The sequence below is a fragment of the Actinomycetota bacterium genome, from assembly GCA_005888325.1.
GTDB lineage: Bacteria > Actinomycetota > Acidimicrobiia > Acidimicrobiales > AC-14 > AC-14.
The window spans coordinates 76,969-92,180 of record VAWU01000028.1; the positions used below are offsets into that span (position 1 = coordinate 76,969).

The 15,212-nt window shown below is 72.4% G+C and carries 16 protein-coding genes; 10 read left to right on the plus strand and 6 right to left on the minus strand.

What is annotated here, in order from left to right:
* Position 1: 1 nt before the first annotated feature.
* From E6G06_11285 to E6G06_11295, 3 genes are read left to right on the plus strand one after another with little or no spacing between them, the layout of a single operon-like run.
* Positions 2–715 carry an alanyl-tRNA editing protein gene (locus E6G06_11285; GenBank protein ID TML91045.1) on the plus strand — a complete coding sequence of 238 codons (714 nt, stop codon included), beginning with the start codon at positions 2–4 and terminating at the stop codon, positions 713–715.
* On the plus strand, positions 708–1,493 hold the full coding sequence (gene larE, locus E6G06_11290) for an ATP-dependent sacrificial sulfur transferase LarE (protein ID TML91046.1): 786 nt from the start codon (positions 708–710) through the stop codon (positions 1,491–1,493). The genes E6G06_11285 and larE overlap by 8 nt, the downstream gene beginning before the upstream one ends.
* Positions 1,490–1,756 carry a FeS-binding protein gene (locus tag E6G06_11295; protein ID TML91047.1) on the plus strand — a complete coding sequence of 89 codons (267 nt, stop codon included), beginning with the start codon at positions 1,490–1,492 and terminating at the stop codon, positions 1,754–1,756. The genes larE and E6G06_11295 overlap by 4 nt, the downstream gene beginning before the upstream one ends.
* Positions 1,757–1,770: 14 nt before the next feature.
* Here the strand turns inward: E6G06_11295 and E6G06_11300 are convergent, their stop codons facing one another.
* Entirely contained in the window at positions 1,771–2,517 is a 747-nt protein-coding gene (locus tag E6G06_11300; GenBank protein ID TML91048.1) for a DUF427 domain-containing protein, read from the minus strand.
* Between E6G06_11300 and E6G06_11305 the strand changes: the two genes are divergently transcribed.
* On the plus strand, positions 2,506–2,982 hold the full coding sequence (locus E6G06_11305) for a hypothetical protein (protein ID TML91049.1): 477 nt from the start codon (positions 2,506–2,508) through the stop codon (positions 2,980–2,982). The two genes, E6G06_11300 and E6G06_11305, sit on opposite strands and share 12 nt — an antisense overlap.
* Positions 2,979–3,281, plus strand: a complete 303-nt coding sequence (locus E6G06_11310; GenBank protein TML91050.1) for a response regulator transcription factor — start codon at positions 2,979–2,981, stop codon at positions 3,279–3,281. The genes E6G06_11305 and E6G06_11310 overlap by 4 nt, the downstream gene beginning before the upstream one ends.
* A 75-nt stretch (positions 3,282–3,356) precedes the next feature.
* On the opposite strand, the gene E6G06_11315 is transcribed toward E6G06_11310, so the two are convergent.
* The 3 genes from E6G06_11315 to E6G06_11325 form a co-directional block, all read right to left on the minus strand.
* Complete coding sequence (locus E6G06_11315) at positions 3,357–3,542, minus strand: hypothetical protein (protein TML91051.1); 186 nt, start codon at positions 3,540–3,542, stop codon at positions 3,357–3,359.
* Positions 3,543–3,560: 18 nt separating this feature from the next.
* Positions 3,561–4,301 (minus strand): ABC transporter permease, encoded by a 741-nt coding sequence (locus E6G06_11320; GenBank protein ID TML91102.1) that lies wholly within the window; start codon positions 4,299–4,301, stop codon positions 3,561–3,563.
* A gap of 65 nt (positions 4,302–4,366) precedes the next feature.
* Positions 4,367–5,344, minus strand: coding sequence for an ATP-binding cassette domain-containing protein (locus E6G06_11325; protein ID TML91052.1), 978 nt, complete (start codon positions 5,342–5,344; stop codon positions 4,367–4,369).
* A 39-nt stretch (positions 5,345–5,383) separates the two neighbouring features.
* On the opposite strand from E6G06_11325, the gene E6G06_11330 reads away from it, so the two are divergent.
* Positions 5,384–6,085, plus strand: a complete 702-nt coding sequence (locus E6G06_11330) for an NUDIX domain-containing protein (protein ID TML91053.1) — start codon at positions 5,384–5,386, stop codon at positions 6,083–6,085.
* Here E6G06_11330 and E6G06_11335 read toward each other — a convergent pair.
* Positions 6,082–6,552, minus strand: a complete 471-nt coding sequence (locus E6G06_11335) for a hypothetical protein (GenBank protein ID TML91054.1) — start codon at positions 6,550–6,552, stop codon at positions 6,082–6,084. The two genes, E6G06_11330 and E6G06_11335, sit on opposite strands and share 4 nt — an antisense overlap.
* On the opposite strand from E6G06_11335, the gene E6G06_11340 reads away from it, so the two are divergent.
* From E6G06_11340 to E6G06_11350, 3 genes are all read left to right on the plus strand, one after another.
* Entirely contained in the window at positions 6,539–7,963 is a 1,425-nt protein-coding gene (locus E6G06_11340; protein TML91055.1) for a M1 family metallopeptidase, read from the plus strand. The two genes, E6G06_11335 and E6G06_11340, sit on opposite strands and share 14 nt — an antisense overlap.
* Before the next feature lie 91 nt (positions 7,964–8,054).
* Positions 8,055–9,059, plus strand: a complete 1,005-nt coding sequence (locus E6G06_11345; protein TML91056.1) for a DUF1298 domain-containing protein — start codon at positions 8,055–8,057, stop codon at positions 9,057–9,059.
* 31 nt (positions 9,060–9,090) lie between these two features.
* Complete coding sequence (locus E6G06_11350; protein TML91057.1) at positions 9,091–9,774, plus strand: trypsin-like peptidase domain-containing protein; 684 nt, start codon at positions 9,091–9,093, stop codon at positions 9,772–9,774.
* 46 nt (positions 9,775–9,820) lie between these two features.
* Here E6G06_11350 and E6G06_11355 read toward each other — a convergent pair whose 3' ends face one another.
* Positions 9,821–10,693, minus strand: coding sequence for a PAC2 family protein (locus E6G06_11355; protein TML91058.1), 873 nt, complete (start codon positions 10,691–10,693; stop codon positions 9,821–9,823).
* A 74-nt stretch (positions 10,694–10,767) separates the two neighbouring features.
* On the opposite strand from E6G06_11355, the gene E6G06_11360 reads away from it, so the two are divergent.
* Positions 10,768–15,198, plus strand: a complete 4,431-nt coding sequence (locus E6G06_11360) for a DEAD/DEAH box helicase (protein TML91059.1) — start codon at positions 10,768–10,770, stop codon at positions 15,196–15,198.
* Positions 15,199–15,212: the final 14 nt, after the last annotated feature.

Here is a 15,212-nt window from a genome sequence, read left to right on the forward strand (position 1 = left end):
CGTGGCGACCGAGCTCCTCTACCTGCGCGACGCCTACCTGCGAACGTTCACCGCCCGGGTGACCGACGCACGTGACTCTGCGGTCGCCGTCGACCGCACCGCGTTCTACCCCACCGGCGGCGGCCAGCCCCACGACACGGGCACGCTGGCCGGCCTCCCTGTCGTCGAGGTGCGCAAGGGCGAGGGCGACGTGGTGTGGCACACGCTCGGCGGCGACGGCCAGCGGCCCGCGGTCGACGACGAGGTCGAGGGCTCCGTCGACTGGAGCCGGCGCCACGCGCTCATGCGCACGCACTCGGCGCTCCACGTGCTGTGCGGCGTGATCTGGAACGAGTGGGGCAAGGCCGTCACCGGCGGGAACATGGAGGAGCTGGCGGCGCGCATGGACTTCGAGTTCGACCCCTTGCCGGAGGGTTTCGCGACGCGGGTGGAGCAGCTGGTCAACGCCGAGCTGGCCGCGGCGCGTCCGATCGAGGTCTCCTTTCTCCCACGCGACGAGGCGCTCGCCGACGACGCGTTGATCCGCACGAAGGTCAACCTGATCCCGGAGTCGGTCACCGAGATCCGCGTGGTCGACATCGTCGGGCTCGACAAGCAGGCGGACGGCGGCACGCACGTGCGGAGCACCGACGAGGTGGGCCGCATCAAGGTGGTCAAGACCGAGTCGAAGGGCAAGGGCAACAAGCGGATCCGGCTGGAGGTCGTGGATGGGTGACCTGGTACGACTGCGGCGACGTCTCCGCGACCTCGGCGCGGTCACGGTGGCGTTCAGCGGGGGCGCCGACTCCGCGTTCCTCGCATGGGTCGCGCATGACACGCTGGGCACCCGCGCGCACGCGGTCACCGCGGTGTCACCGTCGCTCGCCCCCGACGAGCGCGACGACTGCGCCGCGCTGGCCCGCGAGTGGGGCCTGCGCTGGACGGCGGTGGAGACCGACGAGCTGGCGCGCGCCGCATACGTCGCCAACGGTCCCGACCGCTGCTACCACTGCAAGGCCGAGCTGATGGACGTCGTGGCGCCGCTCGCCGCCGCCGACCGTGCCACGGTGGTCCTCGGCACGAACGTCGACGACCTCGGCGACCACCGCCCGGGGCAGGACGCGGCCGCCGAGCGGGGCGCGGTGTTCCCGCTCGTCGAGGCCGGCTTCACCAAGGAAGCGGTGCGCGACGCGTCTCGCGCCCTCGGCCTGCGCACCTGGGACAAGCCCGCGGCCGCGTGTCTCGCGTCCCGGCTGCCCTACGGCACACCGGTCACCGTCGAGGTGCTCGGTCGGGTGGGACGGGCGGAGGCGGCGCTGCGTGCCCTGGGCTTCGAACAGCTGCGCGTGCGTCATTACGGCGACGTCGCCCGCGTCGAGCTCGACCCGGGGGCGCTCATGACCGCGATCGAGCGGCGCGCCGAGGTGGTCGCGGCGGTGAAGGCGAGCGGCTACCGCTACGTGACACTTGACCTGGAGGGCTTTCGGTCTGGCAACCTGAACGCTGCCCTCTGACCCCTCTCCCGCGCCGGAGGCCCCCCGTGAACCTCAGGGTCAAGCTCACCTTTCCTGAGCACCTCATCAAGCAGCCGCTGCTCGGCCGGCTCGTCCGCGAGTTCGACGTGTTGCCGAACATCCGCCGGGCCAACGTCGAGGAGAAGATGGGCTGGATCATCTGCGAGCTCGCAGGCGACGACGTCGCGGTCGAGAGCGCCGTCGACTGGCTGGAGGACGCCGGTGTCCAGGTCGACCGCCTGGGTGACGTGGTCGAAGGCTGAGGGGTGGGCTCTGGCTACCAGGTGTAGGTGCCGGCGCTGCCCTTGAACGGGCCGACGACGCGCGTCGTGATCCAGCCACCGTAGAAGTCGCCCGGCTGTGACTCGACGCGCTCGTCGTCGACGAAGCACGCGTCCATGCGGCTGGCGTAGAACGCGACGTGTCCGGCGAGCGGCTCGTAGCCGGGCATGGGCTCGAGGTAGGTCCATGCCGCGTCCGGCTCGGTGCGCCCGCCCGCCGTCACGCACCAGGTCCGGCGCTCCGCGCTGACGAGGGCGCCGGGTGCGATGTCGGCTCGTGGGATGTAGAACACCGGTGGGTGGCTCGTCTCGAGGACGCGCTGCGACGCGGTGGTGTCGACGATCGTGACCCCTTCGAGCTCCACGACCACATGCGCGTCGGATGGCTCGAGGCGGGGTGGGCGCGGGTAGTCCCAGACGGACTCCTGCCCGGGGCCGGGCTCGACCCGTCTCACGAGGTGGTCGTCCAGGTCGGGAACGACACGTGCAGCACGCCCATCCACTCGACCAGCCGGCCCTTCTGTTTCAGCGCTGGGAGGCACGGCGCGACCGCGTCCGCTCCACCGGCCATGCGCGCGTAGTCGGCGAGGGTGACGAGCAGCGGGCCGGCGTCGAGGTCGCCGTCGCGCGTGAGCGCGTCGACCTCGAGCGTCGGACGGCACGGGTTGGCGGGGTCGACGGCATGGCAGTGGTAGACGACGCCCTCGAACACCGACAAAGCTCGAATCCTGATGGACGAGCATCTCACGCCGCCGGTGGTCGAAAGCACCGCCATTCCCCTCGCGGAGGCCATCGAGCAGGCGCTCCCCGGGTGGGTGGAGCGGTCGGTCGCACGCCTCGCCATCGCCTTCCACGGTCGGGTCGACGACGACGTGCGTGCGGCTGCCACCGAGGCGGGACGGCGGGCGGCGACCGAGGTCGGCGCCGAGGTGCGCGACCTCCTGGCGCTCGACATCGACGACCAACGCACGACGCCCCTGTCGCTCCTGCGCGGGGCCGTGCGGTACCCCACCGAGGTGCTCCGGGCCGCAGGCGTACCCCCTGTGGTGCGCGACGAGTCGCAGGAGCGTCTGTTCCCCGACGACGACTACGACCTCGCGCCCGCCAACTTCGCCGACGTGTCGCCCGAGCTCGCCGACGTCGGTCTGGCGTGGGGTGCGGCGAAGGCGTTCACGCATTTGCAGCGCCGGCGGGAGTCGTGCCCATGACCGTCGTCGCTTACGTGCCCGACCTCATCGACCGGTCGAAGGTCGCGGCCGCCGGCGACGTCGTCTTCGTCGATGACCCCGAGGCGCTCGTGGACGCGCCGGGCGACGTCGTGGTCGTCGATCTCATGCGCCCCGGCGTGCTCGAGGTGCTGCCCGCGCTGAGGGGCAGGCGGGTGATCGGCTTCGGCCGGCACACCGAGCGGGCGTTGCTCGAGGCGGCGAGCGCGGCCGGCTGCGACGAGGTGCTTCCCCGCTCGTCGTTCTTCCCCCACCTCGCCGACCTCCTCCGTACGCCCTGATCGCTTCTTGGTGCAGTCACCCACCGTCACGGTGGTTCAGCGCACCAAGAAGCCGAAGCGTTGGCCGTGGCTCGGCTACGAGCGCCGGTCGGGCGGCTGCGTCCAGCCCGCCCCGCTGATGGCGCGGGGCTCGAAGAAGAGGCAGCCCTCGGGGCACGCGAACGGAACGGCCTGGTTCGCGTCGACCCGGCACCGCTCGACCTGCTCACCGGTCGGCAGCGTGCGGCTGGAGTAGTGACGACAGTCCTTGCGTACCGCCATCGCGACATTGTCCCATCTCTACCCCCGGCGCACGCGTCCCCTCAGCGCGGCCAGCGCGAGCGAGATGCTGACGGCGCCGACGGCGGCGATGGCGGCAGCGGCCTTGAGGAGCTCCATCCCGTCCCAGCCCTCGCTGACGAGGGAGCGCAGGCCCGACAGGAGGTACGTGACCGGGTTGTACGTGGCCACCGTGGCGAGCCAGCCGCTGAGCGCCTGCTTGGGCTGGAACGCGGTCGTGAGGAAGGCGAAGGGAAAGAAGAGGATGAAGCTGCTGTTGACCGCGGCGGGGTTGCCGGTCTTGAGCGCGATGGCGTACGGGAACCCGGTGAACACGAGGCCCCACGCGCCCGCGATGAGCAGGAACAAGAGCATGCCGATGGGCCCGGTCTCGAAGCGGACGCCGTAGGCGAAGCCCAGCAACAACACGGGGATGCAGAGCGCGATCACGACCGCGACGTCGGCGACCATGAGCCCGAGAAGCAAGGCGAGCCGGCGCACCGGTGTGACGCACAGCCGGTCGAAGTAGCCGTCCTGGATGTCGGTGACGAGGGTCGACGCGCGAGAGATGCCGGTCACCGCGAAGATGATCGCGACCGGCACCTGGAAGGCCTTGAAGTCGAGCCCGTACGCGTTGTGGCTCACCTTCGACAGGGCACCGACGTTCACCACGTAGAAGAACACCGGAACGATCAACGCGGGGATGATCGACTCCGGCTCGCGGGGCACCGCCCGCAGGGCGCGGGTGGCCACCGTGCGCATGTCGCTCAGGAACCCCGCGGGACGGGCCCGCACGACCGGCGGCGCGGCGGGGAGGGCGGTGGTGGTCACGAGGTCGGGTCTCCGTCGCCCTTGTTGTCGATGTGGCCGTGGTCGATGTGGCCGCCCGTCAGCTCGAGGAACACGTCGTCGAGCGTCGGGGTGCGGAGGGTGAGGGTGTGCACCTTGACGCCGTCGCGGCTGAGCGCGACAGCCACCGGGCTCACCGCGGCCGCGCCGTTCGCCGTTCGCACGGTGAGCTCCTCGCCGTGCACGTCGACCTGATCGACGCCGTCGATCGCGCACAGCGCCTGGATCACGTCGTCGCCCGCCCCCTCGACGCGGGCCACGATGACGTCGTCGCTGATCGCGCGCTTGAGCTCGTCCGGCGCGCCCTCGGCGACGAGCTTGCCGTGGTCGATGATCCCGACCCGGTCCGCGAGCTCGTCGGCCTCTTCCAGGTACTGCGTGGTGAGGAAGATCGTCATGCCCAGCTCCTGGTTGAGCCGGCGCACCTCGCGCCAGACGAGGGCGCGGCTCGCGGGGTCGAGGCCGGTGGTCGGCTCGTCGAGAAACAGCACGTCGGGGTTGTGCACCAGTGCGGCGGCCAGGTCGAGCCGACGCTTCATCCCCCCCGAGTAGGTGCCGATGCGGCGGTCGATCGCGTCTCCGATGTCGACGATGCGCAGCACGTGCTCCACGCGCTCGTCCACCTCTGCCCGGTGGAGTCCGTACAGGCGCGCCTGCAGCGTGAGGAGCTCGCGGCCGGTCTGCCGGTCGTCGAGGGCCGCATCCTGGAGCGCGACCCCGATACGCAGACGGACCTGGCCGGGTTGGGTGGCCACGTCGTGCCCGAGCACGAGCGCCCGTCCTGCGGACGGGAGCAGCAGGGTGCAGAGCATGCGGACCAGGGTCGACTTGCCGGCGCCATTGGGGCCGAGGAACCCGTAGATCTCACCTTCGCGCACCTCGAGATCGACGCCGTCGACCGCCATGGTGTCGTCGAACCGGCGCTCGATGCTCTCGGTGACCACGGCCGCTGCCATGGGCGGCGACCCTACCGTGGCGCTGGATAGCCTCGGGGCGTGAGCTCCGGCGAACCCGACGACGCCACGCAAGCGGTCAGCGCCCACGACCTGTTGCGCTGGAGCGAGTCGCTGTCCGCGATCGCGCGCACGGGCCTCGGCTTCACACAGAGCCTCTACGAGCAGGAGCGCTTCGAGGAGGTGCTCAAGGTGGCGGCTGATATCCGCGTCGCTGCCGGCCACGAGCTGGAAGCCGAGGTGCTCGTCGAGGAGTGGTTGAAGCTGGTGGGCGAGGGCGTGGCCGGCTACGTCACGCCTAAGGTCGCGGTGGGCGCGGTGGTGGGCAACGACGACGGCGAGCTGCTGCTCGTGCAGCGGTCCGACTCGGGGGTGTGGCTCTACCCGACCGGCTGGGCCGACGTGGGGTACTCGGCCTCGGAGGTGGCGGTGAAAGAGGTGCTCGAGGAGACGGGCATCGAGATCGAGCCGTTGCGGCTCATCGCCGTGCTCGACGGTCTCCGGCTCGGGTTCACGCGCGTGCCGCTCTACTCGTTGGTCTTCCACTGCCGCGCCCTCGGCGGTGAGCTCAAGGCGCATCCGCTCGAGACGGCCGAGGTGGGCTGGTTCGCGGAGGACGCCTTGCCATGGCCGCTCGCCGGCGCCGAGCGCTGGGGACCACACGCCTTCCGCGCGCTGCGCGGCGAGCACGTCGACGTGTTGTTCGACGCGCCACGGGCACCGATGTGGCGCAGCGACGGCTAGCCGAGCAGCTGGGCGAAGAGCATGTCGACGATCGACGCGTGTCCTGCCGCGCGCTCCCATTCGCGCCCGATGGCTTCATGATCGACGACACCCGCGGCGTCGGGCGCCCGCCCGAGCGCGTCGGTGGCGACGCTGGCGAGCACCGCGGGCTCGATCTCGTCGCCGTAGGCGGGGAACGCCTCCAACCCCTCCCAGAGCGCGTCGAGAGGTGCGGCAAGCCCAGCGCCCGTGGCGAGCGCGTGTGCGGTCGTCGAGAACACCTCGTACGTGTCGATCTCGGCCGGGCGCCGGTAGCCCGGTGCCGGATGGAGCCGCCACTCGATCGTCAGGCCGCCGGGGCCGTCGTCGCGCAGCCATACCTGCGAACCGTTGACGTACGCGTCGACCGGCTCGCCGAAGCGCGCGTCGAGCGCGATCACGAGATCGGGTGTGGCCCGCCAGACGCAGGTCGGGGTGAGTGACGTCACCGTCTCGACGTTACGCGCCACGTCGATGATGGCGGTCGTGGTCGTGCTTGCCGCGTGCTCCGGGCCCGAACGCGTGGCCGTCCCGCGGAAGGCACAATCGCGCGCGACGTCGAACGCTGCTGCGGCGGCTACGACGTCGACGGTCGCACCCGACGTCTGCGCGACCCAGCCGGTGCGTGCCATGCCCGACCCGAGCCGGCCCCGTTACCGGTTGCGCGTCGACGTGCGCCCGAGCGAAGGCATCGCGGAGGGCGATCTCGCGGTTGTCTTCACTCCCGACGTCACCACCGATCGCCTCGTCTTCCGGCTGTGGCCCAACGGCCCGCGCCTCAGCCGGGCCGGGGCCCGCCTCGACACCGGCACGGTCACCGTGGACGGTGCTGCGGTCGCGTCCGAACGGGAGACGCCGACCCTGCTCGTCGTCGGAAGGGGGACGACGTTCGCCGCAGGGCGTGCCGTCGACGTGCGCCTGAGCTGGCGGCTGCGCCTCGCGGGCACGATCGACGATCGCGTCTCGCGTTCGGGCGACTCGGCGCGGCTCGGCTCCTTCTTCCCGATCCTCGGCTGGGAGCCGGGCGTGGGATGGGCGACCGAGGCTCCGACGACAGTCGACGCGGAGTCGTCCACTGCTCCCACCGCCGACTTCGACGTCACGGCCACCGTGCCCGCGGGCCTGAGCGTGCTCGCGTCCGGTGTTCAGGACGGGCCCACCCACTGGACCGCAACTGCGATGCGCGACTTCGCGATGTCGGTGGGCCGGTTCACGATCGAGTCCGGGACCGCGCACGTGCCGCAGTCGGTAGCGGTGACGGTCGGTGTGGACGCGGGCGTGGGCGACGCGGTCCAGCCGTATCTCGACAAGGCGGTCCGGGTGCTCGAGGACTTCAGTCGCCGCTTCGGGCCCTACGCGTGGCCCGTCTACACGCTTGCGATCACTCCGGGGCTGCGGGGCGGCATCGAGTACCCCGGCCACACCATGCAGGGCCCGGGCACCATCGGGCGCACGACCAGCCACGAGATCGGCCACCAGTGGTTCTATGCGCTCGTCGGCAACGACCAGGGCCGCGACCCCTGGCTCGACGAGGGGCTCGCCACCTATGCCGAGGGCCGGTTCGAGGACACGCTGGAGACGGCGCGCATCGTGCAGATCCCCGCCGACGCGAGAGGCCACGCCGGTGAGGCCGTCACGTTCTGGGAGAGCCGGCCCGAGGCGTACTACGCGGGCGTCTACCTGCAGGGCGCCGAGGCGCTCGCGGCCCTCGGCGACCTCGCGCGCGTCGACTGCGCCCTGCGCCTCTACGCCGCCACCGCGGCGTATCGCGTCGCCCGCCCCGGCAACCTGTTCGCCGCCCTCGACCGGCTGTTCCCGGCCGCCTCCGAGGTGCTCGCGGGCTACGGCCTCCGGCGCTAGCACGGTCGCGTGCCGGCGGAATGGCTACGTAGCGAGAGCGCTCCTAGCATGGGGTGGGCACGCACCACGGGTTTGACGGGGGGAGGGCAGCGTGGGGTACGAGCGCCTCAGCGCGCGGGCCGCATCGTCGCTGCGCCGCGAGTCGCGACGCTCGCCCGAGCACGTCGGCTCGTTGGCCCTGTTCGAGGCGGCGGCCTTCCTCGACGAGCGCGGCCGCTTCCGGCTCGACGACGCGCGCAGCCACGTCGCGGGGCGCCTCCATCGCTGGCCCGCGTTGCGCCGCCGGGTGCAGCCCGTCCCCTTCGGCCAGGGACGGCCGGTGTGGGTCGACGACGACCGCTTCGACCTGACGTATCACGTGCGGCTCACCGCGCTGCCCCGGCCCGGTCGCGAGGAGCAGCTGAACGCGCTCATGGCCCGGCTCCAGACCCTTCCGCTCGATCGGCGGCGTCCTCTGTGGGAGCTTTGGTTCGTCGACGGGGTGGAGGGCGACCGCGTGGCGGTGCTGCAGAAGACGCATCTCGCGCTGGCCCATGATCGGGGCGCGGCCGGCGCGCTCGAGGCGGTCCTCGACGACGAGCCGCGCGCGCAACCGCTCGACGCGCCCCAGTGGACCGCGCGCAGGGTGCCGAACAATGCCGCGCTCCTCGTGCACACCCTCGCGGAGCGCGCCACCCGGCCCGCGGAGATGACGGGCGTGGCGCGGGCCGCGCTGCGAGGGCCCCGACGTGCGCTCGTCGCCGTCGGTCGTAGGGCGCGCCCGACCGTCGATGTCGGGTCCCACCTCCGCTACGAGGTCGTGCGCGCGACGGACGCGTCCGAGTCCGACCTCCGCGCCGCGGTGCGGAGCCACGACACGAGCGTCGCGATCACGTTCGAGGCGCTCGCGGCGCCCCGCTACCTGCTGGGTGCGCGACTGCTCGAGGCGTTCCCGTACGCGCCGGGTGCCGGGTCGGCGTCGGCGGTCGCCGCGCTCTCCTACGACGGCCGCACGGGAATCGGTCTCACCGGCCACCGGGCCGCGATCGCCGAGCTCCGCGGGTTGATCGACGGGCTCGGACAGGGGTTCGGCGAGCTCGACGCGGCGGCGGGCTGAGGGACGATTGCGGCGGAACGCGTTCCGGACGATGAGGTTGGGCGCGGTTCTGTTCTCCTCGTTGTTCGTGCTCGCGCTCGTGCTGCTCGTCCCCGGACCGGTCGGCGCGCCGGAGGTCGAGCCCGGGCCGATCGATCCGATCAGCGCACTCGACGCCCAACGCCTGATCACGGCCACGACCGTGCGCGTGGTCGGCTTCGGCAACAGCGCGCTCCACTCGGGCTCGGGCGTCGCGTGCAGTGACGGCACCACGATCACGAACCGGCACGTGGTCGAGGGGTCGGCTGCCATCACCGTTGCACCCCACGAGGGCCCGGTGGCGTTCGGCCCCGTCGAGCTGAGCGCTCAGGCCGACGTGGCCGTCGTGCGGACGCAGTTGCGGACAGGGCAGTCGGTGCGCCTGGCCGACCACGACCCGGTCGGGGGTGAGGCGGTCACCATCGCCGGCTATCCCGTGGCACTCGAGGTCAGTCGGGCCAAGGTGGTCGACTACGTCGCGGGCCGCTACCGCGACGAGCGGGCCACGGTGATGCGCGTCTCCCTGAGTCCGCAGCCGGGCATGTCCGGTGGGCCGGTGTTCGACGCCCGCGGCCGGCTGGCAGGCATCGTGTACGCGTCGGAAGAGCAATCGGGCTACGGCCTGGTGATCCCTGCGTCACGGCTCCGGGTCGCGCTGAACGGCTCGGGCGGGCTCGCCGGCGTCGACTGCCTCTGACGCGACACCCACCGGCATCGCGCCGCATCACATCGCTCTCGAGCGCCTACTCGTCGCGTTGCTCGCGGAGGTAACGCTCGAGCTCGGCCGCCAGGGCGTCACCTGAGGGGAGCGACGTCTCGTCGATGGGATCGTGCTCGCTGCCGTCGTCCTCCTCGCGCTCGAGCCGCTGCACGTAGTCGCGCACGTCCTCGTCGGCCTCGACGACCTCGCTGATCTGTCGTTCGTAGGAGGCCGCCGCGATCTCGAGGTCGGTGGTCGTGAGCGGGGTGGCGAGCAGCGCGGTCGTGCGTTCGACGAGGGCGAGCGTGGCCTTCGGCGACGGGGTGGCGGCCACGTAGTGGGGGACTGCGGCCCACAGCGAGGCCGACGCGATGCCGGCGCGGTTGCACGCGTCGTGCAAGACACCGACGATGCCGGTCGGGCCCTCGTAGCGCGAACGCTCGAGGCCGAGGCGCCGAACCAGCTCGGGATCGGCCGCGGTGCCCGTCACGCGGACCGGGCGGGTGTGTGCCACGTCGGCGAGGAGGGCACCGAGCGTCACGACCATCTCGACCTGGAGCTCGCGCGCGACGCCGACGATCTCCATGCAGAACGTGCGCCATTTCAACTGCGGCTCCACGCCGAGGAACACGACCACGTCGCGTTGCGAGCCGGGAAGCGTCGCCGCAAGCAGCTCGTTGGTCGGCCAGGCGATCTCGCGGGTGATGCCGTCGACCAGGCGAACCTGCGGTCGGGTCGAGGAGAAGTCGTAGAAGTCCTCGGGATCGAGGGTGGCGAACGTGCGCCCGCCCCAGCGCTCGGCGAGGTAGCGGGCGGCGGTCGAGGCCGCATCCGCGGCGTCGTTCCAGCCCTCGAACGCGGCGACGAGCACGGGCCGGCGCAGCGAGGGGCGGTCCTGCCAGAGCACGTGGTCCACCTCGCGACCGTACTGCCGTCCGGCGGCTAGGCGGATCGCGTTACTTACAACCGAGGGATTCGGGTCGTCGTAGCCTGTCGGGCGTGCCCACCTCGCCCTTCTCCGGGCCCACGCAGCGTTGGTTCGAGTCGACGTTCGCCGCACCCACGGCCGCCCAGGACCAGGGCTGGGACGCCATCGGCCGGGGTGAGCACACCCTGATCCTCGCCCCCACGGGATCGGGCAAGACCCTCGCCGCGTTCCTCTGGGCCCTCGACCGGCTGCTGTTCCGGGCGCCGGCGCCGTCGGAGCGAGAGCGGTGCCGTGTGCTCTACGTGTCGCCGCTGAAGGCGCTGACCTACGACGTCGAGCGCAACCTGCGATCACCGCTGGCCGGCATCGCGCTGGCCGCGGCGCGTGACGGCGTCGACGTGACGCCGATCCGCGTCGCCACGCGCACCGGTGACACGTCACAAGCCGATCGTCGCGACATCGCACGTCACCCGCCCGACATCCTCATCACCACACCCGAGTCGCTGTACCTGATGCTCACCTCCAACGCCCGAGAGGTGCTCGCATCGGTTGAGCACGTGATCGTCGACGAGATCCACGCGATGGCAGCCACCAAGCGCGGCACCCATCTCGCGCTGTCGCTGGAGCGGCTCGAGCGGCTCACGCCCAGGTCCTTCCAGCGCATCGGGCTCTCCGCCACGCAGCGCCCACTCGACGAGATCGCCCGCTTCCTCGGCGGCCGGGCCCTCGATGCCCGCGGCGAGTGGCGGCCGCGCCCGGTCACGGTCGTCGACGCAGGGGTGCGCAAGCAGCTCGAGCTGCAGGTGATCGTGCCGGTGGACGACATGGGCGAGCTGGGCAAACCGGTCAGCTCGGGCGACGAGACCGGTGACGACCTTGTGCTCGGCGGGCCCGCGGCCGGCGACCCGGAGGTGCGGGCCTCCATCTGGCCCGCCATCCACCCGGTGCTGCTCGACCTCATCGCGCAGCACCGTTCGACCTTGATCTTCGTGAACTCCCGACGGTTGGCCGAGCGGCTGGCGGCACGGCTCAACGAGCTGGCGGGCCGCGAGCTCGTGCGCGCCCACCACGGTTCGATCGCGCGCGAGCAGCGGCTCGGCATCGAGGACGCGCTGAAGGCGGGGAAGCTCCCCGCCCTCGTGGCCACGTCGTCGCTCGAGCTCGGAATCGACATGGGCGCCATCGATCTCGTCGTGCAGGTCGAGGCGCCGTCGTCGGTTGCGAGCGGGCTCCAGCGCATCGGCCGGGCCGGGCACCAGGTCGGCGAGCCGTCGTCGGGCCGCATCTTCCCCAAGTTCAGGGGCGACCTCGTGCTCGCCGCGGTCACCGCGCAGCGCATGACGGCGGGCCTCATCGAGGAGACCCGCGTCCCCCGCAACCCGCTCGACGTCCTGGCCCAGCAGATCGTGGCCGCGACCGCGGTCGAAGAGCTCACCGTCGACGAGGTCGCTCGCCTGGCCGGCGGCGCGTACCCCTTCGCAGAGTTGACGCGGGAGGCGCTCGAGGGCGTGCTCGACATGCTCTCGGGGCGCTACCCGTCCGACGAGTTCGCGGAGCTGCGACCGCGGCTCACGTGGGACCGCGTCGCGGGCACGCTCTCGGCCCGCTCGGGAGCCCGCATGCTCGCGGTCACCAGCGGCGGCACGATCCCCGACCGCGGCCTCTTCGGTGTGTTCACGCCCGACGGCACGCGCGTCGGTGAGCTCGACGAGGAGATGGTCTACGAGAGCCGGGTGGGCGAGACCTTCCTGCTGGGAGCGACCACGTGGCGCATCGAGGAGATCACCCGCGACCGGGTCGTGGTGACGCCTGCGCCGGGCGAGCCGGGGAAGATGCCGTTCTGGCACGGCGACACCATCGGCCGTCCGTACGAGCTCGGGCGCGCCGTCGGCGCGTTCCTCCGCGTGGTCGACGACCTCACTGACGAACAGCTCGCCGCGGACAATGGCCTCGACCCACGGGCGGTGTCGAACCTGCGCCGCTACGTCGAGGAGGAGCGTGCCGCCACCGGCGGCGTCGTTCCCACCGATCGCCAGATCGTGATCGAGCGCTTCCGCGACGAGCTGGGCGACTGGCGCATCTGCGTGCTGTCACCGTTCGGCGCGCGCGTCCACGCGCCGTGGGCGCTCGCGTTGGAAGCGAAGGTGCGCGACCGGCACGGCGTCGAGGTGCAGGCCATCTGGGGCGACGACGGCATCGTGTTGCGACTCCCCGAGGCCGACGACGCGCCGGTGGCCGACTCGGTGATCCTGGATCCTGACGAGGTGGAGGAGCTCGTCGTCGACCAGGTGGGCGCGAGCGCGGTCTTCGCGGCGCGCTTTCGCGAGAACGCGGCCCGCGCGTTGCTGCTGCCACGCCGGCGCCCCGGCTCGCGCACGCCGCTGTGGCAGATGCGCCAGCGGGCAGCCGACCTGCTGAACGTGGCGTCGCGGCACGGCTCGTTCCCGATCCTGCTCGAGACCTACCGCGAGTGCCTGAGCGACGTCTTCGACCTCCCTGCGCTGGTGTCGCTCATGACTGACGTTCGCGCCCGCACGGTGCGCGTCGTGTCAGTCGACACGCAGCTGCCGTCGCCGTTCGCCAGCTCGCTCGCGTTCTCCTATGTCGCCGCGTTCATGTACGAAGGCGATGCCCCGCTGGCCGAGCGGCGGGCCCAGGCGCTCACGCTCGATCGGCGCATGCTGGCGGAGCTCGTGGGGTCGGAGGAGCTGCGCGAGCTCATCGACCCCGGCGCGCTGGCGTCGCTCGAGGACGAGCTGCAGGCGATCGACGAGCGGCGGTGGGCCCACACGGTCGACGTAGCCCACGACCTGCTGCTGCGCCTGGGCGATCTCACGCCTGCCGAGCTGCGGGCCCGGGCCACCGACGACTTCGCGGAGAAGCTCACCGGCACCCGCCGGGCCGTGACCGTCCGCATCGCCGGGGAGGATCGCCTGATCGCGGTGGAGGATGCCGGCCGCTACCGTGACGCGCTCGGCATCGGTATCCCCCGGGGGGTTCCCGACGCGTTCCTCGAGCCCGCCGCGGACGCGCTCACGCAGTTGGTGCGTCGATGGGCCCGCACTCACGGGCCGTTCCTCACGCGGGAGCCCGCCGACCGCTTCGGCCTGCCGACCGAGCGCGTCGACGAGGTGTTGGAGGGGCTGGTCGAAGCGGGCACGCTGCTGCGCGGCGAGTTCCGCCCGGACGGCTCCGACCGCGAGTCGTGCGATGCGGAGGTGCTGCGCCAGCTGCGCCAGCGCTCGCTCGCCGCACTGCGGCGCGAGGTCGAGCCCACCCAGGCCGAGGCATTGGCGCGCTTCCTCCCCGCCTGGCACGGCGTGGGGTCGCGGTCGGGCACCGTCGACCGCCTCCACGAGGTCGTGGGTCAGCTGCAGGGCGTCGCCATCCCCGCGAGCGGCCTCGAGCGCGACGTGCTGAGCGCGCGTCTGCGCGACTACTCGCCCCGGCTGCTCGACGAGCTGCTCGCCGCGGGTGAGGTGCTGTGGGCGGGGGCGGGCCCGCTGGGCCGCGACGACGGCAAGGTCATGCTGTTCCTGCGCGACCGGGCGCCGTTGCTCGCGCCGCGCCTCGTGCCTGTTCCCGTCGAACGACCGGAGGCGCCCGAGCACGAGCGCCTGCGCGACGTGTTGTCCCAACGGGGTGCGTGCTTCTTCCGCGAGCTGACCGGAGAGGCCGACGCGAGCACGCTCGAGGCCCTCTGGGACCTGGTGTGGGCGGGCGAGGTCACCAACGACTCGTTCGCGGCCGTACGCGCGCTGTCTGCGAAGCGACGCGCCGGCGGCAAGGCGCGCGGGGGCCGCCCGCGTCTCGGCTCGCTCACCGTCCTCGGCCCGCCCCGGGCGCAGGGCCGCTGGTCCTTGCTCACGCGTGAGCTCGGCGACCGGGACGCGGTGAGCCCGACCGAGGCCGCAGCCGCGCTGGCGGGGGTGCTGCTCGACCGCCACGGCGTCCTCACGCGCGCGGCGGCGCGCGGCGAGGGCGTGGCCGGCGGCTTCGCGGCCGTCTACCCGGTGCTGCGGGCGATGGAGGAGTCGGGACGCATCCGTCGGGGCTACTTCGTGACCGGCCTCGGCGGCGCGCAGTTCGCCCTTCCCGGTGCGGTCGACCGGCTGCGCGCCTTCCGCGACGGCGTGCCCGAGGGCTTCCCGGGCGCGGTGGTGCTGGCCGCGACCGACCCCGCGAACCCGTATGGGGTCGCGCTGGCCTGGCCCGAGACGGAAGGCGCGCGTCCCCAGCGCGCCGCGGGGGCGTTCGTCGTGCTCGTCGACGGTCTCGCCTCGCTGTACGTGGAGAAGGGCGGTCGGGGGCTCGTTGCCCTGCGCGCGCTCGACGGCACGTGGGAGCCGCAGGCGGTGACGGCGCTCGGCGGCCTCGTCGCGGAGGGCCGTTTCACTCGTCTCTCGCTCGAGCGCTTCCCGACCGAGCTCGAGCCCCTCCTGCGCGCCGCCGGCTTCGTCCCCACCCCCAAGGGCCTCGTGCGGTATGCCTGATCCCCCTCGAACGC

Excerpts from the sequence above, each read along its gene's own strand:
- larE (TML91046.1), top strand. The coding sequence starts at position 708 with ATGGGTGACCTGGTACGACTGCGGCGACGTCTCCGCGACCTCGGCGCG.
- E6G06_11305 (TML91049.1), top strand. The coding sequence starts at position 2,506 with ATGGACGAGCATCTCACGCCGCCGGTGGTCGAAAGCACCGCCATTCCC.
- E6G06_11300 (TML91048.1), bottom strand. The coding sequence starts at position 2,517 with ATGCTCGTCCATCAGGATTCGAGCTTTGTCGGTGTTCGAGGGCGTCGT.
- E6G06_11310 (TML91050.1), top strand. The coding sequence starts at position 2,979 with ATGACCGTCGTCGCTTACGTGCCCGACCTCATCGACCGGTCGAAGGTC.
- E6G06_11315 (TML91051.1), bottom strand. The coding sequence starts at position 3,542 with ATGGCGGTACGCAAGGACTGTCGTCACTACTCCAGCCGCACGCTGCCG.
- E6G06_11320 (TML91102.1), bottom strand. The coding sequence starts at position 4,301 with ATGCGCACGGTGGCCACCCGCGCCCTGCGGGCGGTGCCCCGCGAGCCG.
- E6G06_11325 (TML91052.1), bottom strand. The coding sequence starts at position 5,344 with ATGGCAGCGGCCGTGGTCACCGAGAGCATCGAGCGCCGGTTCGACGAC.
- E6G06_11350 (TML91057.1), top strand. The coding sequence starts at position 9,091 with ATGAGGTTGGGCGCGGTTCTGTTCTCCTCGTTGTTCGTGCTCGCGCTC.